The organism is Kitasatospora sp. UYEF31, assembly GCF_057291755.1.
Map to the genome: position 1 here is coordinate 1 of NZ_JBXAWK010000088.1, position 17,988 is coordinate 17,988.

At 68.5% G+C, this 17,988-nt stretch carries 10 protein-coding genes; 5 read left to right on the plus strand and 5 right to left on the minus strand.

The window, feature by feature from the left end:
• Positions 1-5,095: RHS repeat-associated core domain-containing protein (locus AC0Z36_RS27665; RefSeq protein WP_485465802.1), on the minus strand; the 5,095-nt coding region annotated here is incomplete at its 3' end.
• Here AC0Z36_RS27665 and AC0Z36_RS27670 point away from each other — a divergent pair.
• Positions 5,012-6,043 (plus strand): LGFP repeat-containing protein, encoded by a 1,032-nt coding sequence (locus AC0Z36_RS27670; protein WP_485465803.1) that lies wholly within the window; start codon positions 5,012-5,014, stop codon positions 6,041-6,043. The two genes, AC0Z36_RS27665 and AC0Z36_RS27670, sit on opposite strands and share 84 nt — an antisense overlap.
• A gap of 57 nt (positions 6,044-6,100) precedes the next feature.
• Positions 6,101-6,850, plus strand: coding sequence for an FG-GAP-like repeat-containing protein (locus tag AC0Z36_RS27675; RefSeq protein ID WP_485465804.1), 750 nt, complete (start codon positions 6,101-6,103; stop codon positions 6,848-6,850).
• A gap of 132 nt (positions 6,851-6,982) precedes the next feature.
• Here AC0Z36_RS27675 and AC0Z36_RS27680 read toward each other — a convergent pair whose 3' ends face one another.
• Positions 6,983-8,503 (minus strand): NsdA family TPR-like regulatory protein, encoded by a 1,521-nt coding sequence (locus AC0Z36_RS27680; RefSeq protein WP_485465811.1) that lies wholly within the window; start codon positions 8,501-8,503, stop codon positions 6,983-6,985.
• Positions 8,504-8,850: 347 nt separating this feature from the next.
• Between AC0Z36_RS27680 and AC0Z36_RS27685 the strand changes: the two genes are divergently transcribed.
• A complete protein-coding gene (locus AC0Z36_RS27685; protein ID WP_485465805.1) occupies positions 8,851-9,522 on the plus strand; it encodes a bifunctional DNA primase/polymerase in 672 nt (223 codons plus the stop codon).
• 84 nt (positions 9,523-9,606) lie between these two features.
• Here AC0Z36_RS27685 and ftsY read toward each other — a convergent pair whose 3' ends face one another.
• The gene (gene ftsY, locus AC0Z36_RS27690) at positions 9,607-10,803 is read right to left on the minus strand and encodes a signal recognition particle-docking protein FtsY (RefSeq protein ID WP_485465806.1); all 1,197 of its coding nucleotides are present in this window, start codon (positions 10,801-10,803) and stop codon (positions 9,607-9,609) included.
• A 325-nt stretch (positions 10,804-11,128) separates the two neighbouring features.
• On the opposite strand from ftsY, the gene AC0Z36_RS27695 reads away from it, so the two are divergent.
• Positions 11,129-12,124, plus strand: coding sequence for an LLM class flavin-dependent oxidoreductase (locus AC0Z36_RS27695; RefSeq protein ID WP_485465807.1), 996 nt, complete (start codon positions 11,129-11,131; stop codon positions 12,122-12,124).
• Positions 12,125-12,199: 75 nt separating this feature from the next.
• On the opposite strand, the gene smc is transcribed toward AC0Z36_RS27695, so the two are convergent.
• Both smc and AC0Z36_RS27705 read right to left on the minus strand, forming a co-directional pair.
• Entirely contained in the window at positions 12,200-15,769 is a 3,570-nt protein-coding gene (smc, locus tag AC0Z36_RS27700; protein WP_485465808.1) for a chromosome segregation protein SMC, read from the minus strand.
• Positions 15,770-16,198: 429 nt separating this feature from the next.
• On the minus strand, positions 16,199-16,405 hold the full coding sequence (locus tag AC0Z36_RS27705; RefSeq protein WP_485465809.1) for a hypothetical protein: 207 nt from the start codon (positions 16,403-16,405) through the stop codon (positions 16,199-16,201).
• A 485-nt stretch (positions 16,406-16,890) separates the two neighbouring features.
• On the opposite strand from AC0Z36_RS27705, the gene AC0Z36_RS27710 reads away from it, so the two are divergent.
• Positions 16,891-17,742 carry a CAP domain-containing protein gene (locus tag AC0Z36_RS27710; RefSeq protein WP_485465810.1) on the plus strand — a complete coding sequence of 284 codons (852 nt, stop codon included), beginning with the start codon at positions 16,891-16,893 and terminating at the stop codon, positions 17,740-17,742.
• Positions 17,743-17,988: the final 246 nt, after the last annotated feature.

Below are 17,988 nucleotides of genomic sequence, written 5' to 3' on the forward strand. Positions count from 1 at the left end.
AGGTTTTCACCGTCAGGTCGGCGAAATCCTTGTCCGACTCGGTGATGATCGTGCCAACCACCGGACGGTTTGTCGTCTCGCCGGTCTCAGGGTTAGTGACAGCAACCTGGTCACCGACCTTTACCTCATCGATCCGCTTGCTCACACCATTAGCCAGCAGGACACCTGCATCCGGCAGGAAACTGTGGCACTGGGGAGCGCTTTCCCCGCTCGACTCGGCCTTCTTGGCCGGCTTGTCCGCCTTCTTCGTCTCCTCCGACTTTGAAGCCTTGCCGTCGCCGTCGGAGCTCTTGGCCTTGGTGCTCGACTTCTTGCCCTGCTCGGCTGCACTCGCCGCAGCGTCGTCGGCCTTCTTCTTCGAAGCCGCAGCCTCTTCCGCAGCCTTCTTCGCAGCAGCGGCTTCTTCTTCCAGCTTTCTCGCCAACGCCGCTGCGGCTTCGAGTTGGCGTTGCCACTCCTCCCAAGCCGCCAGATCCTCGGCATACTTGGCCATCGCCTGGGCGTACCGCTCCGCGCGCTGGATGATGCTGATCGCCTTGGCCACGATCGAGCTCCAGGAGCGGAATGCCTCCACTGCCCGGGCCAGTGCCTTGACGATGCGCTTTGCCTTGCCGGCCCACGGCAGTGCCGCCTCGAAGGCGAGCTCAGCGCAGGTCATCAGGTCGCCGCCGATGCAGGCCATGATGTCGCCGATGCCGGAAGCATCCTTCAGGGCACCCCACGCGGCTTCCCGGATGACATCCATGGTGCTGCGGCCCTTGGCCCAGTTCGCCCAGGCCAGTTCGGCGTCGTTGAAGTCCTTGATCGGCATAACCGGCGGGCCGATCATCGCGCCCGACGGGTCGGAGAACGTCACCGGCGAGTTGTGCGCGTAGGCGTACGGCGCCATCTGCTTCGGCTCGGAGAAGTCAACCACCGGGTCGACCGACAAGAACCGGCCGGTGGAGGGGTCGTACTCCCGTACGCCCAGGGTCACCAACCCCGTCGCCTCATCGACGTCACCGCCGACAAAACCCTTCTTGCCCGGCCACACCGACGGCTTGGTCCCCCGTGTGTCACCGAACGGGGTGAACTTCCGCCGGGTGACCTCCTGCGTCACCGTGTCCACTGAAGTGGTCCCGGTCCCGTTGGCGTCAGCCAGCAGGTAAGCAGAGGACGTTGCTCCGTCCTTGACCGTCTTGATCATCGCCGGGCCCGCGGGGTGGGCGTAGGACCGCGTGGTCTCCACGATCGCACCCGCCGCGTCGGTCTTGACCTCCGTGCCCGGCAGGTACAGCGTCGTGCCCGACGCCTCACGCTTCAGCAGTCGCGAACCGTCCGGCCCGTACACGTACTCCGTGACCTGGCCGTTGGCAGCAGTCGTCTTGCTCAGCCGACCTTCGAGGTTCCACTCCAGATTCTGGGTGTCACCTTGCACCGTGCGCCTGGTGGTGTTGCCGACCTGGTCGTATTCGTACGACTCGGTCCGTGCGCCACCCGGTCCACTGGTGTCGACCTTCTTCAGGCCGTTGGCCCCCGGCTGCCCCTGCGTACCGTAGGTGTACTTGCGCGTCACATCGCCCAGCGTGTTCCCGGCCGGGTCGTGCTGGATCTCCGTCTGCCGGTTGCCTGCGGCGTCGAAGGTGTACGAGGACCAGTACGGGTCAGGTCCTCCCACCTTCGGGCCGGTCAGGCCCGGGCCGACCTGGCCCGCGGTTTTCGGCTTCGCGGCACAGTCGTCGGTCGCGGTCCACGCGTCTGTCATGCGGCGCAGGTAGTCCTGCGCGAAGCACTGGGTGTCCGTCGTAGAAGCGGTCGCGTTCGGCCCCTGGGAATCCACCGTCTTCAGAATGTTGCCGACGGTGTCGTACGTCGTCCGTACGTCATTGATCCGCTGCGGTGCGGCCTCCCGGTCGTTGACCGTGCGGGTCAGGCGCCGGGTCTGCTCGTCGTACTCGGACGTCGACCACAGCTGCTTGCCCGCCGGACCGGCCTGGGTGCGCAGAACGTCGCCCAGCGGCGAGTAGTCAACCTGGGAGACGAAGGACTTGCCCGCGATGCCCATCACCGTGGGCATCTCGAACTTGTTGTACTTCATCGTGGTGCGCTCGGACGGCAGTGCGCCCGCCGCGGCCTGGGTCATCGTCGTCGGCAGGCCGGTGTTCGCGGAGTAGGTCTGCGAGTAGGTGTACTCGCCCGCCAGCTTGCCCGCGGCCCCGGGGATCGTGATCTTCGAGCCCAGCGCACGGTACTCGGCGTCGTAGCCGGTGACCTCGGTCTTGTACGGCTGCCCGTTGACCCAGTTGGTCGAGGAGACCGGCTGGCCCACCGCGCCCGGCAGTGAGTCATAGACAGCTTCACTCAGCTTCGGACCCGTCAGCGAGTCCTTGTGCAAGGCGACCGTACGGCCCAGCACGTCGTACTCCGGGACAACCTTGTTGCCACGCCCATCCTGCGACCAGACGAGCCGGTCGCCGATGTCGTAGCCCATGGTCGCGGTGCCCTTGTCCGGGTCCACCACCTTGGTCTGCCGACCGCGGATGTCGAACTCGAACTGCCAGGCGTTCCCCGCCTGGTCAACGACCTTGCTGAGCTGCCCCCGGTGGTCGTACTCGTACCGCGTCCGGTCGTAGTCACCGGTCGGCCCGTCGCCCTTGAAGAAGCGCAGCTCGGACTTGCGGCCCTGCGAGTCCATGATCGCTTTGGTCGGCGTCTCGCCGGCCGGCGGGTTCACCGCGACGAAGTCCCCGCCGTGCACCGTGCTCGTACGCGACGTCTCCTCGCCGAGTTTGCGGGAGATCTGCGTGACCGGCTGACCGGTGCCGTTGTACTCGGTGACCGTCGAAGCCGGAACCTTGTTGTCCAGCGCCGCCCACAGCTCGGGCTTGGGACCACTGTCGGAGTTGTAGTAGCCGCCGTTGGTCTTCCACAGCTGCCCGAGGCTGTTGTAGAAGGTGTCAGTCAGGATCCGGCCGCCGCCGAGGCCTTCCAGCTGGGTCTGCCGGATCCGCAGCGAACCGTCGTAGATGTCGTACGACGACTGGTAAGTACCGTCGTCCAGAAGCTTTTTAGTGGTGATGACCACCGGGCCGTCGGTGCGGACGTCGTAGGAGAACTCGCCGTCCGGGGACTTGGTGTTCGGGTCGCGGTCCGGGGACCAGATCTGGGTGACCCGGCCGAGCGGGTCGTACTTCATGACCGTACGACGCTTGTTGGTGTCTTCCTGGGCCAGGGCGATGCCCCGGGCCGGGTCGAGCTCCTGGACCGCGGTGTGGCCGAGCGCGTTCGTCGTGGTGATCTTCGAGACGATGGAACCCGAAGCCGGGCTGTAGTCCGTCTTCGTCACCGCACCGAAGATGTCGGTGACGGTCTTGGGACGCCCGTACTCGTCCAAAGTGACTGTGCCGTCGGTCTTGTACTGGGGCTGGCCGTTCGCATAACCCGTCAGGGATTCACTCTTGACGACGTTTCCGACACCGTCGTACGAGATCAGCGCATCGGACAGGACATCCTCAGGGCGCTTGACCTGGGCGTCGCACGCCACTGCCAGGGACTCGATGCGGCGCTGGCGGGCGATCATCCACAGGGTCTCGTCCGGCGCGTACTCGTACCGGGTGCAGCTGTCGTCCGTCGGATCGGCGACGTCACCGTAATTAGTCGCCTGCTTGAGCAGACCTCGCCCGTCGAACTCGCTCTTCTGCGAGACGGTGCGCCACACCTGCTTGCCGTCCGGCCCCAGCCTGGGCTTGGCCTGGTCGTCGAGCAGCAGGACACGCGAGGAGACCTCGGTGGTCTGCTGGATGTAACCCTCCAGCGGAGCCGCGCCGTTGGGCCGGACGCGCTTCGCCGTCGGGCCGAGTTTCCACGGAACGTACGAGGTGGTGGCCAGGAGCTGCCCACCCTCTCCGTCGTACGCGAAGACCGTGCGGGTCTGCCCCGCGAAGAGCCGGTCGTCGACAATCCCGTCCAGCGAAACGCTCCGCTTACCACCCGGCGCGGACGGCATCTTGTCGCCGTCCAGCCCACGGAAGAACTGCGTCTCGGTCTGCGTCCGCTTGTCCGGTGCCTCACCGGTCAGCGTGCGGACGCGATCGTAGCCGCGCCACTGCGACCAGGTGCGGTTCTCGACCTTCGGCAGTTCGCTGTCGTCGTCGTACGCCCAGGCCGGAGCGCCGAGGTATTCGTAGCTGGTGACCTTGGGCGGGGAGGTGCCGTTGCGGTCCTCCTCGCGGACCTGCTCGACCCGGTACTTGTGGAAGTAGTCGTTCCGGTAGGTCGACGGCCCCTTCGGGTCGGTCGGGTTCGGGATCTCCACGATCTGCGGGTAGCACAGTGTGGTGTTGCCCTGCGGCGACGAAGGGAGCTTGACCGGGACCTTCGTCGAACACTCCGGAACCGAGTACCTCACAGCGACTGTCGAGCCGGTCTCGGTGTTGATCGCTTCAATGCGGTAGCGGAAGTACGGCAGTGTGCCGTCCGCGTCATTGTCGACCCGGTTGGCCATCTGCTTGCCGGAGAACGTGACGGGCGGCATCGCGAGGGAACCGCCGTTGAGGCCGGTGCGCTGGATGGAGGACAGCCACAGCGCGTAGTCCGAACCGTCCCCGGACATCGGGAAGTCCTGCGTCAGTTTCCAGGTGTCGACCGGCTTGTGCTTACCGTCGGCCAGGATCTGCGTGGTGATCTGCGTCAGGCGCTTGCGGGTGAAGAAGGTCGGGGTGAACCGGGCCTTGCACTCTTCGTTGGCCGCACACTGCTGGTCACCGGGGACGTCCGGCCACATCTTGGCGATGTTCCAGTCGACCTCGGGCTTGAGTTTGTCCTCAGCGCAGTCGAAGTCCTTGGTCGGCAGGCAGCGTTCGGCGACGGTGAAGTCCACCCGGGACGGTGCCGGAGCGAACAGATTGTCCTTGCGCAGGCCGTAGAAGACGTTCGTCAGGTAGCCGGCCCGGTCGTAGGCACGGTTGGTGGAGCCGCCGCCGAGCTTGTAGTTCGAGCCGTAACCGTCGACCCCGGCAGCGGCACGCTGCTGATGCACCCCGGCCAGGCGGCGGGCAAGTTCGGCCTCTTCCAGCAGGCGGACCCGGCCGGCTTCGGCGACGCCGGACTGACCCACCGCGGCGACTGGAGCGAGGACTACTACGAGGACCTGATCGCTCTGCGCCCCGGCCCGGAGAACCGCAAGGACCTTTACATGTATCCGAACCTCGGCAACGGGACGCTGAAGGCCGCGGACAGTTCGCGCGTCACGCTGACCGTCGCCGACGAGGCGAGCGCCAACCACTGGTTCAACGCCGACCAGGTCCTCGCGGTCGACAGCGTCAACGACGACGACGACGGGCGGATCACCGACGCCGACAACCCCGACCTGCTGGTCAGGACCGGCGCACAGCTGTGGTTGTACCTCGGTGCCACCACCGGCTTCCTCGACGAATTCACCGCGCCGGTCCTCCTCGGCGACGCCGACTGGCAGGACATGACCCTGCTCGCCCCCGGCGACCTCACCAAGGACGGCCTGCCGGAACTGTGGGCCCGCGACAAGAAGACCGGACAGGTCTACCAGTACGACAGCAGGAAGAACCCCGACACGACAGCGCAGATCGTCGCGGACCTCACTGTCTACGGCGAAAGTGCTGTCCGTACCAAGCCGATCGGTTCCGGCTTCACCGCCGCCGCCCACCCGCTCCTCGGCGCCGACGGTGACATCGAGGGTGACGGCCTGTCAGATTTGTGGTCCCGCGACGGCGAAGGCCTGATCACTGAGTTCCCCGGCACCTCGCTGACCGGCGCGAACCGCTTCGGGGCAGGCAAAGCGCTCATCCTCGGCGGCACCCCGTGGTCCGAATGCCAGAACTTCCCCTCACCCACCGGGACCCACGCGGTCTGCGGTCCTGTCCTGGCCAAGTACAAGCAGCTCAAAGCCGACGGGATCGATCTCAAGGCGCCGCTGACCAATGTCAGCACCAGTCCCGACGGTGTGGGCAAGTACGTTCATTTCCAAGGCACTTCCACCACCGACGTCGGTACCAAGTCCATCTACTGGTCCCCAGGTACCGGCGCCTAGTCCATCGGCGGCGGTATCCGCACGAAGTGGGCGTCCCTGGGCTGGGAGACCGGCTTCATGGGTTACCCCGTCAGCGACGGGACCTACTCCGACATCGGCGGCCAGGGCTGGACTTCGCGCTTCGCGGGCGGCCCCGGCGGAAGCCCCGGCGCCATCACCTGGTCCGCGAATACCGGCGGCCACGAGATCCGCGGGCAGATCTACCAGAAGTGGACGCAGCTCGGCGGAGCGAACGCGCTCGGCTACCCCACCAACGACGAGTCCGGAACCCCCGACAAGCCCGGCCGCTTCAACCACTTCGCCAAGCCCTCCGAAGCCGCTTCCACTGAGGGGAGCTCTTCCATCTACTTCAGCTCCGGTACGGGAGCCCATGTGGTCGTCGGCAACATCCGCGCCACATGGAAGTCCTTGGGCTGGGAGAACAGTTGGCTCGGCTTCCCCACCTCCGACGAGAACAGTCTGATCGCCGGACGCCGTTCCGACATCCAGGGCGGCTACGTCCACTGGACATCGGCGTCCGGCTCCGTCGCCGTCCCCAACGGATCCGGACGCCGGATCGCCGCCGCCGACTTCACCGGTGACGGATACGACGACGCCGTGGTCATCGACACCGCCGGGTCCCTGTGGTTGTACCCGGGCTTGTCCAACGACTCCCTCGGCACCCGCCGGGGCATGTGGGGCGACGCCACCTGGACCGGTATGAAGACCATCACCGCCGGCGACTTCAACGCCGACGGCAAGGGCGACATCATCGCTCTCAAGGCTGACGGCAGCCCGTTCGTCTACAAGGACCGCACCGCGACCTGATCCACCACAGTCCAGGTCAGCGCGACGCGAGGTACTGCAATGACGTGGGCCGGGATGGACGAATGTCGTTCATTCCGGCCCACGTTCATTCCGGCCCACGTCAGCACCGCCCACTCCGACACACTCCACCCCCTACATCTGGAACACCGTCTCCGGCAGCTCGTCGTCCACCCGGTGTGCCAGCTCCCGCACCGGAGGGAGCCCGCCGAACCGCTCCACCGCGCTCAGCACCGTCCGCCGCAGCCGCACCGCGAGCCGCTCCGACCTCACCTTCCGGGCCAGGTCGAGGGCCTGCCCCGCAGTCACGCAGGCCGCTTCGACCTCGGCCCCCAGGAACTGGACGCTGGCCAGGCCGATCCGGGTCAGTGCCAGCGAGCGGACGTATTCCGTCGTGCCGGTGAACAACCGGACCGCGCTCTCCAGCGGATCGCGGGCGTACAGCACGAACCGGGCGTCGCAGTAAGCCAGATCGCGGTACGCGTGACCAATCTCGGAGCGCAGTTCGGCGGTGCCGAAGTAGCGGATCCAGTCAGGTTCGCGGTCGGGCCGGGCGTCGGCGAGCAACTGCCCGGCCAGGTGCGCGGCACGGCGACAGCGGTCCGTCTCCCCCAGTGCGCCGTACGCCCGGCACTCGACCGCGTAGAGCATCGCCTGGCAGCCGGGGCCCGCGGTGTCCCGGCCGCCGTACTGCGCCAGGTGGACGAGCTCCAGCGCGTCGTCGGCCCGGCCGAGGTGGATCATCTGCCGGGCCATCGCGCTGAGCACCGCCGCCCCGAGTGGCCGGTCCCCGGCCTCCTTCGCGGCCCGCAGCGCCAGGACGAAGTACTTCTGCGCGCCCGGCTGCATCCCCACGTCGTACGACATCCAGCCGGCGGTCAGCGCGAGCTCCGCGGCGAGTCTGAAAAGGCGGACCCGGACCGGCTGCGGCCAGTGGTCCTGCAGCAGGTCGGTGAGCTCGTGCAGTTGGCCGACCACGGCCTTGCGGCGTAACCCGCCGCCGCACTGCATGTCCCAGCGGCGGAAGAGTTTGACGACTTCTTCGAGGTGGGCGAGTTCGGACTCCGAGAGGCGGGGCGTGACCGGCTTCGCCGCGGCGGCGTCGCCGGGCCCGTCGGGAGTGAACCCGAAGGGCAGCGTGATCGTGACGCCGACGGGCGCGGGTGCCAGCCAGCGCTGCACGGGCTCGATCAGGGTGGGCCCGGCGGACAGCGCGAGGGAGGCCCCGGTGAAGTTGCGGCGGCCGAGCATCAGGTCGCTGCGCGCGAGGTCGCCGAGCATCTCGACGGTCGCCTCGGGGGCCCAGGACAGATCGACGCCGCTCCCGGCGGACATCGGGGTGCCGGCTTCGTGCAGGCCCAGGTCCTCGACCGTGACGACGCAGCCGAAGTGCTCGCTGAACAGTTCGGAGAGGATCCGCGGGATGGGCTCGCGCGGCTGCTCGCCGTCGAGCCAGCGGCGCACCCGGGAGGTGTCGGTGCTGACGTGCGTCGCGCCGAGCCGCCGGGCCCGGCGGTTGACCTGGCGGGCGACCTCTCCCTTGGACAGCGCGCTGCGTTCGAACCAGGAGGCGAGCCGGTCGTTCGGCGGTTTCCCGGGACGGTCCTTGACCCGGGGTCTGCCCTCTGCCGCTGCTGCGGCAGGTGCGTGTGTCAATGCCACCGGATACGCCCCCTCGGGTGGTGCAACTTCTTCAAAGGCTTGCCGGGTGCCTTCAGGAGTCGCCGCCACCTGACCTGGTCACCCTCAGCGACCGTCCGCGACACTCCCTGAACTGAAAGTAACCCGCGATCATCCACCACATGGGCGGAACAGCCAAACGCCACTCTTCGCCACCCCTCGCGCCAGGGGCCGCGGCCTGATCCCCGCGTTTGACTTGGGAGACACCCCAGTCGACCGAAGCACATGATCAGGAGCTGAAACAGCTCCGCGCGCACCTCGATCGAGCGAAACACAGGGCGTGACGAAGCGTAACCAAAAGCGACAGGAGGTGTTGGGAGGTCATGGACATCATGCTCGGATCACGCCGACGCACACGGGCCGCTGTGTGGCAGGCCGTGTCGGAGTACGTCGAGCAACGGAACTGGCCGGTCGCCCAAGGCACCCACTTGGTGCGCGACGGACGGCAGAACCGCTGCTCCTGCGAACGCACCACCTGCGCGGCCCCGGGGATGCACCCGGTCGACCCGCAGTGGTCGGCGCACGCCACCAACGCCCCGGCCGCGGTCCGCTACCTGTGGTCGCAGTGGCCGGACAGCACTGTGATCCTGCCGACGGGTCACGCCTTCGACGTGATCGACGTGCCGGGGCACGCCGGGTGCCGCGCGCTGGTCAGGCTGGAGCGCATGGGCACTCCGCTGGGCCCGGTGATCGCCACCCCCACGGACCGCATGCACTTCCTGGTCGCCCCGGGGGCCGCGGAGGAACTTCCGCACCTGCTCTACCAGATGGGCTGGGACGACGCGGAACTCGACCTGCGCTGCCACGGCCGCGGCGACTACATCTTCGCCCCACCGTCCCCACTGGGCATGCTCGGTCAGGTCGAGTGGGTCCGCGCCCCGCAGAGCGGCGCGCCACTGGAACTGCCCGAGGCGCGCCTGCTGCTCGGCACTCTCGCCTACGCCTGCCACCGCGACGAGACCCGCGCGGGCCGCGGGTTGTGGCTGGCTTCTTAACCCCGACTACGCCGAAGGGCGCCCGCCTGGTTATGGCGGGCGCCCTTCGGCGCGACCTTGAAAACTACAGATCCCGTACGGAATTCAGCCGTCGATCAGCGCATCCACAAACGCACCCGGCTCGAACGGTGCCAGGTCGTCCGCGCCCTCGCCCAGGCCGATGAGCTTGACCGGGACACCCAGTTCACGCTGGACGGCGATGACGATGCCGCCCTTGGCGGTGCCGTCCAACTTGGTGAGCACGATTCCGGTGATCTCGACGACCTCGGCGAACACCCGGGCCTGGACCAGGCCGTTCTGACCGGTCGTGGCGTCCAGGACGAGCAGGACCTCGTCGACCGGGCCGTGCTTCTCCACGACCCGCTTGACCTTGCCCAGTTCGTCCATCAGGCCGGTCTTGGTGTGCAGTCGTCCGGCGGTGTCGATCAGGACCGTGTCGACGCCTTCGGCGATGCCCTGCTTGACCGCGTCGTACGCGACGGATGCGGGGTCACCCTCGTCGGGGCCGCGCACGGTGTGCGCGCCGACCCGCTCGCCCCAGGTCTGCAACTGGTCGGCGGCGGCCGCCCGGAAGGTGTCCGCCGCGCCGAGGACGACCGTACGGCCGTCGGCGACCAGGACGCGGGCGAGCTTGCCGGTGGTGGTGGTCTTGCCGACGCCGTTGACGCCGACCACCAGGACCACCGCAGGGCGCTCGTCCGCGCCGGTGTGCCTGGCGGCCTTGACGGTCCGGTCGAAGTCCGGGTTGATCAGGGTGATCAGCTCTTCGCGGAGCAGCGTGCGCAGTTCCTCGGGGCTGCGGGTGCCGAGCACCTTCACCCGGGTGCGCAGCCGCTCGACCAGCTCCTGGGTGGGGATGACGCCGACGTCGGCGGTGATGAGGGTGTCCTCGATCTCCTCCCAGGTGTCCTCGTCGAGGTGTTCCCGGGAGAGCAGGGCGAGCAGGCCCTTGCCGAGGGTGTTCTGTGAACGGGAGAGCCGGGCGCGCAGCCGTACGAGACGACCTGCGGTCGGGTCCGGTACATCGAGGGCCGGGGGCTCCTCGACGATGACCTCGGGGATGGCCGCGTCCGGGGCGGCGGGCGCCGCAGGCAGGTCGATCGTGTCGATCGAGCGGTGCGGGGCCTCCTGGGGCGGCCGGGCCTCCTCGCCGACCCCCGGTTCGACGGGGGTGCGCGGCGGGGCGGGCGGCAGTGCCTTGCGGCGGGCGCCGACCACGAAGTAACCGGCCGCGCCGACTGCCAGGACGGCGATGGCGACGATGAGAATAAGGATTTCCATAGGACCGCCCATTTTCGCAGACGGGATGCGGTCTCTCCCCGCGGCACGGCACCTACCGGCCAGTAAGGCATGCGACCCGCAGCCGGCCGACCCGTCCTGCGTTACCGTTCACCGGGCCGCGGGCCACGGTCAGCCGTGTGACGTCGACCGGCGTTCCGGCCCCGGCATTGTCATGTGACGGAACGTCAGATAACTTGACTGTGCCAATCACCGCCCTCCCAGAGCCCGCCGAAGATCATTTCGGCCGGGTGTACCCGCGTACGCCCGGAAGGATTCAGGGCGGCAGCCGCGGAAGCGGTGTATCGACACGGAGGGCGTCACAGCCATGGCAGTCACGAATCTGCGGTTCAACCAGATCACACCCGGCCTGGACCGCGCCGACGTGTCGTCGCGCTACAGGGCCACCGTCGAGATGGCCAAGTTCGCTGACCAAAACGGCTTCGACATGATCAGCCTGGAAGAGCACCACTTCGCCGATAACGGCTGGAGCCCTTCCCCGCTGAGCACCGCCGGGGCGATCTTCGGCGCCACCGACCGGATCAGCGTGATCATCTGCGCGCTGCTCGCGCCGCTGTACGACCCCATCCGCCTCGCTGAGGACATCGCCGTCCTGGACAACATCTCCGGCGGCCGGCTGTCCATCGTGGCCGGCCTCGGCTACCGCGAGGAGGAGTACGGCGGCCTGGGCAAGGAGTGGAAGCGCCGTGGGAAGATCCAGGACGAGGTCCTGGAGACCCTGCTGAAGGCCTGGACCGGCGAGCCGTTCGAGTACCGCGGCCAGACCTTCCGGGTCACGCCGCGGCCCTTCTCCGACCCGCACCCGATGGTCATGGTCGGCGGTACGGCCAAGGCCTCGGTCCGCCGGGCGGTCCGGCTGAAGCTGCCGTTCTACGCGGCAGCGCACATCCCGGAGCTTGAGGCGTACTACTACGAGCTCGCAGCCGAAGCGGGCTTCGAGGGTGGATTCGCGATCCTCCCGCCGAAGGAAACCCCGATGATCTACTGCACCGAGGACCCCGACAAGGCGTGGGCGGAGTACGGCTCGTACTTCCTGCACGAGGCGGAGACCTACGCCGGCTGGCAGACCCCGGACATCGAGTCGGTCATGGAGTCCGAGGCGCACACCGTCGAGGCGCTCCGGGCCGAAGGCATCTACCGCTGCATGACCCCCGACGAGTGCGTCGAGCTCGCGCAGAACGGCGGCATGATGGGCGCGCTGGTCCTGCACCCGCTGGTCGGCGGTCTGCCGATCGACGCCGGGTGGGAGAGCCTGCAACTGTTCAAGGACAAAGTGCTGCCGCGCAACAAGGCCGCCGAGTAGAACCCGCTGCGTCGGTCAGGTACGGAAGTCCCCGCTGCGATCTCCAGAGGGGACTTCCGTACACGACCGACGCAGTTAGTCCGTCTTTTTTTCCAGCCGCTGGCTGATCACCTGGGTCACGCCGTCGCCGCGCATGGAGACGCCGTACAGCGCGTCGGCGACCTCCATCGTGCGCTTCTGGTGGGTGATCACGATGAGCTGGGAGGACTCCCGCAGTTCGGCGAAGATGCCGATCAGCCGCTGCAGGTTGGTGTCGTCGAGCGCGGCCTCGACCTCGTCCATCACGTAGAACGGGCTCGGCCTGGCCTTGAAGATGGCCACCAGCATCGCCACCGCGGTCAGCGACCGCTCGCCGCCGGACAGCAGTGACAGCCGCTTGACCCGTTTGCCCGGCGGCCTGGCCTCGACGTCGACGCCGGTGGTCAGCATGTCGTCCGGGTTGGTGAGGATCAGCCGGCCCTCGCCGCCGGGGAACAGCCGGGAGAACACGCCCTCGAACTCGCGCGCGGTGTCGTTGAACGCCGCGGTGAACACCTGCTCGACCCGCTCGTCGACGTCCTTGACCACCGTCATCAGGTCCGCGCGGGTCTTCTTCAAGTCCTCCAGCTGCTCGGTCAGGAACTTGTGCCGCTCCTCCAGCGCGGCGAACTCCTCCAGGGCCAGCGGGTTGATCTTGCCGAGCTGGGCGTACGACTTCTCCGCCGCCTTCAGCCGTTTCTCCTGCTGGGAGCGGATGTACGGCACCGGCTTGGCGTCCGGGTCCGGCTCCTCCCCCTCGTCGGGCAGCGACGGCGGGACGAGCTGCTCCGGGCCGTACTCGCCGACCAGGCCCGCCGCGTCCATGCCGTGTTCTTCGAGGGCTTTGGCCTCCAGCTGCTCGATGCGCAGCTTCTTCTCCGTACGCAGCATTTCGTCCCGGTGCACCGAGTCGATCAGCTTCTCCAGCTCGCCCGCGAGTTCGCGGACCTGCGAGCGCAACTGCGCGAGCTCGCCCTCCCGGCCTTTGCGGGCGGTCTCAGCAGCGTCCCGCTCGGCCCCGGCCCGCTGGAGTGAAGCTTCGCCATAGCGCAGCAGCGACTGCGTGCCGGACAGCACCGCTCCGGCGACGTGCGCTTCGACCGCCATGCGTTCGCGGCGTTCGGCGGCTCGGGCTCTGGCCTCGCGTTCGGCCTTGGCACCGCGGTCGAGCGCGTCCGCGCGCCCGGCCATCGAACGGGCCCGTTCCTCGTGGGTCCGCACCGCCAGGCGGGCTTCCATCTCGGTCTGCCGGGCCGCGCTGGACGCGCCGACCAGGCGGTCCCGCTCCGCGCCGTCCGGTTCGACGTCCTCGTCTGTTTCGGTGGCGGTTTCGGCCTGTTCGAGGCGTTCGGCGAGTCCGGCGTGCTCGGTCAGGTGCTGTTCGAGGGCCGCGGTGGCCTTGTCCACCGATACGGCCAGGCGATCGACCTCACCGACGGCGGCGCGGGCCTGGCCGCCGAGCCGGCCCAGTTCCTTCGCCGCGGCCGACCGCTGCTTCTCCAGTTCACGCAGTTCATTGCGCAGCCGTTCGACCAGGGCTGCGGTTTCTTTGCGCCGGGCCGACGCTTCGCCGTACTGCTCCCTGGCCGCCTTGCAGCGTCCGGTCAGCGATTCGAGCCGTTCGGTGGCCTCGTCGACGGCTGCCTGGACTTCGAGCAGGCTGGGTGCCGACGCCGATCCACCGTGGGCGAACCCCGCGCCGACCAGGTCGCCGTCGCGGGTGACCGCGCGTACGCCCGGGTGCCCGGTGACAAGGTGCTGCGCGGCTTCCAGGTCGTCGACCACAGCGACGCGGTCGAGGAGGCCGAGCAGCGCGCCTTCGAGTTCGGCCGGGGAACGGACGAGGCGGTACGCGTAGACCGCCGACGACGGGAGCGCCGGCCATGCCCGGGTGTCCGGGGGCGTGGTCCCGGCGATGAGGAGACCGGCGCGACCCCCGTCGTCCTTGCGCAGCAGGGTCAGCGCGGACACCGCCGACGGGACGCCGTCGAGGGCCACCGCGTCCGAGGCGGCGCCCAGGGCTGCGGCGACCGCCGCCTCCGCGCCGTGTTCGACGGAGACCAGGGCGGCGACCGTGCCGAGGACGCCGGAGAGCCGGTCCCCGGCGGCGAGCAGGACCCCTGTGCCGTCCTTGCGTTTGAGGCCCATCTCCAGGGCCTCTTTGCGGGCGGTGACCGCGGCGCGTTCGCGCTCGGCCTCCTGCTCGGTGCGGCGGGTGGTGGTGACCTGTTCCTCAAGCTCGGCGAGGAGGTTCTTCGCTTCTTCCAGCCGCGCTTCGACACCGTCGTCGTCGGGGGTGTCCGACTCCCCCGCCTGCGCCTTCAGTTCTTCGAGCTCGACCTGGGACTGCCCGGCGCGTACCCGCGCCTCGGCGAGGGAGCCGGAAAGCCGGCCGATCTCCGCCTCCGCCGAGCCGACCCGGCTGCGGGCGGCGTTGACCTGGCCGGCCAGCCGGGCCAGGCCCTCCCGGCGGTCGGCGATGGCGCGGGCGGCGTCCTTGAGGCGTTTGTCCTCGGTGGCCAGCGCACGTTCCAGGTCGGCCCGCCGTTCGACGGTCTCGGCCAGTTCGTACTGCGCGTTCTCCAGTGCTTCGGCGAGCTCGGCCTCCTCCTCGCGGATCCGGGCGGCCTCGCGTTCCATGTCCTCGGGGTCGCGTCCGCGCCGCTCGTCGGCGGGGGCGGAGGTCGCGTGCCTGACCTTCTGCTGCGCCAGCCCGATCGTGCCGCGGACCCGTTCGGCCACCTGGGAGAGTTCGTACCAGGTGTCCTGGGCTCGGGCCAGCCTCGGGGTGAGCGCCTGCACTTCGGCCTCAAGCGCGACTTCACGTTCCTGTGCGGCGGAGAGTTCCTGCTCAACGGTGGTGCGACGGTCACGCAGCGCACTGTCGTCGGCGGTCTCCTCCCGCAGTGCCGTCTGCAGGATCACCAGGTCGTCGGCGAGGAGACGCAGCCGGGCGTCCCGGAGATCGGCCTGGATGGCGGCGGCGCGGCGGGCCATCTGAGCCTGCCGACCGAGCGGCTTGAGCTGCCGGCGCAGTTCATTGGTGAGGTCGGTGACGCGGGTGAGGTTCGCCTGCATGGCGTCGAGCTTGCGCAGCGCCTTTTCTTTACGCTTGCGGTGCTTGAGTACACCGGCGGCTTCTTCGATGAACGCCCGGCGGCCCATCGGATCGGCCTGCAGGACCGAATCGAGTTGTCCCTGCCCGACGATCACATGCATTTCCCGGCCGATACCCGAATCGGAAAGGAGTTCCTGAATATCGAGAAGCCGGCAGGAATTTCCGTTGATCGCGTATTCGGATCCGCCGTTGCGGAACATTGTGCGGGTGATCGTCACTTCGGAATAGTCGATCGGCAGCGCGCCGTCCGAGTTGTCGATCGTCAGTCCGACTTCGGCCCGGCCGAGCGGCGGACGCCCCGATGTGCCCGCGAAGATCACATCTTCCATCTTGCCGCCGCGCAGGGACTTGGCACCCTGCTCGCCCATCACCCACGACAGGGCGTCGACGACGTTGGACTTGCCGGATCCGTTGGGCCCGACGACGCAGGTGATGCCCGGTTCGAATCGCAGGGTCGTCGCCGAGGCGAAGGACTTGAACCCCCGCAGGGTCAGGCTTTTGAGGTGCACTGCGCCGTAACTCCTCGGGCGGGCCGGCGGCTGCGGATGCCGGGTCCGCGCGCTTGGGGACACTTGATGAGTAGTCCGGGCAGCCTACCGGCCCACGGCAGGTGAACAAGAAGTCACACGCTGGTGACCTGGCCGCGTGTTTTCGAACGCACGACGGGGTATCACCCCTCTGCGACCGGGCCGCCACAAGCGGCCGGGCCACCGGGCTGGGTCCCCCGGGGCCGTCGCAACCAGTCTTCAGCAAGGCCCGGCGGCACACGCCGGGCAGGACAGGGTCGACTGCGGGAAGACGAAGCCGCTCCCGGCTGCCACCGGGACGGCGGGTGACGGACAATCCGAGAACGGACAAGGAGTCCGGGCATAAAAGCAGTGCCCGGGAACGACAAAGGGACGCCCCTTAAAGGCGTCCCCAGGATTATCGAGCCGGACTTACGCTCGCGTGAGCGTGCGTCCGGCGTGGGCTACATCGAAGCTGTCGAGCAAGTGCTCGTCCGAAGCGGCGTTGAGTGCGTCGTTCTCCGCGCGGACACGGCCGAGTTCCGTCTCCAGATCGCGTACGCGCTGCTGCAACCGCCGCATCTCGGAGACCAGCCGCGGGTCGGGGCCGCCGACGTAACCGAGAAGCGCCTTCGCCATGAGTTGGGTCCTCCACGCTGATATGACCGACCTACTGCCATAGGCCGAATTAATGCACCCGCATCCACAACCTTCTGATAGGGTGCGCGGGCTTCCAGCGTCGCACTAAAAAGGCGCGGGGTCAATATGATCACGGCACGACAACTATGCCGCCACTCAGTCGGGCCTCTTGCGCCTCCGACCGGACGGATCGTATCTGGCTGTACGAGATCATCAATTCCCACGGCAGTCAAGAACAATCTCACCCGTCCCACAAACCACGCGATCAGGTGGAGTCCGTGCCGAACAGGTTTCGCACGAAGCCCCTTCCACCCCGACTACGAACAAGCGTGCGTACCGCGGCGGCATTAAGTGATCAAGTAATGATCTTTTCCGACATCGTGACCGATCACGCCCCGGCCGTGCCCTAGAGTCGCCCAAGCATTCGTTCACCCGTACGGGTGAAGTGCGTGCTGACAGCCACCCCGGGGAGGGACGCGCAGCGCATGACCCGACACCGCCGCAAGTCCACAGGAAAACCCGCGCACACCAGGGCGCCCGGCAGACGGAAACCCCGCCGAACGGCCCCGTTCGCCGTCACCGCACTCGCCGTACTGGCCATCGGTGGCGCCGTGACCGCAGTCGTGGTCGCGGACAACGCGGGCACTGGTCAGGGGAACGTCGCAGCAGGCGGCCCGGTGCCGCCCAGCGGCCCGAGCGGCACCCCGCCGCCCGGTCAGCAGACCAGCGCCGATGTCGCCCGCCCCGGCGGGGTCCCCTCCACGGGACACGCGTCGGGCCAGGCCACCCGGGTCGGCGTCCCGGCGGGTGTCGCGACCGCTGTCCCGTCGGCTGCCGCCTCCGCTTCGAGCACGCCGGTGAGCACACCAGCGGCGTCCACGCCGGCCGCGACCAAGTCCGCCTCACCCACAGCGACCCGCAGCAGCACCGCCGCCGCCACAAAACCCGCAGGCGGCACCGCTCCCGGCTTCGCGGGCCAGGTGCTCGGCATCGTCAACGAGCTTCGTACGGAAGCCGGCTGTAAACCCGTCAGCAACGACCCGGCGCTGGCCGAGCTCGCACAGGCACACAGCGACGACATGGCGGCACGTGACTTCTTCGACCACAACACCCCGGAGGGCAAAACCCCGTGGGACCGGGCGAAGCTGGCGGACGTCGGCAACCTCGGGGCGGAGAATATAGCCCGCGGGCAGCAGACCCCGGCCGACGTGATGAAGTCGTGGATGGACAGCTCCGGTCACCGGGCCAACATCCTCAACTGCAGCCTGACCACGCTGGGGATGGGTGTGCACACGGGTCCCGGCGGGCCGTGGTGGACCCAGGAGTTCGGCCGGTAGGCCAACAAAACGACAGACGCGCAACGTCCCAGCAGCACCCCGACGGGGCGAGGTCGCGGCTTGACCGGGCGACGCGCGGGCGCCGAACGGCCCCGGAGCGCAGCGACGGGGACGTGAGGACGACGCCCGCGTTAGGAGCCCGGCGGACAGCACAGCGAGGGCGCGCAGCGTCCCGAGCGCGCCCGGAGGGCGCGGCCCGACCGGGCGACGCGCGGGCGCCGAACGGCCCCGGAGCGCAGCGACGGG

Bases quoted from the DNA above. Each gene is read 5' to 3' on its own strand.
- AC0Z36_RS27670 (WP_485465803.1), top strand. From the start codon at position 5,012: ATGCACCCCGGCCAGGCGGCGGGCAAGTTCGGCCTCTTCCAGCAGGCG.
- AC0Z36_RS27675 (WP_485465804.1), top strand. From the start codon at position 6,101: ATGGGTTACCCCGTCAGCGACGGGACCTACTCCGACATCGGCGGCCAG.
- AC0Z36_RS27685 (WP_485465805.1), top strand. From the start codon at position 8,851: ATGGACATCATGCTCGGATCACGCCGACGCACACGGGCCGCTGTGTGG.
- ftsY (WP_485465806.1), bottom strand. From the start codon at position 10,803: ATGGAAATCCTTATTCTCATCGTCGCCATCGCCGTCCTGGCAGTCGGC.
- AC0Z36_RS27695 (WP_485465807.1), top strand. From the start codon at position 11,129: ATGGCAGTCACGAATCTGCGGTTCAACCAGATCACACCCGGCCTGGAC.
- AC0Z36_RS27705 (WP_485465809.1), bottom strand. From the start codon at position 16,405: ATGGCGAAGGCGCTTCTCGGTTACGTCGGCGGCCCCGACCCGCGGCTG.
- AC0Z36_RS27710 (WP_485465810.1), top strand. From the start codon at position 16,891: ATGACCCGACACCGCCGCAAGTCCACAGGAAAACCCGCGCACACCAGG.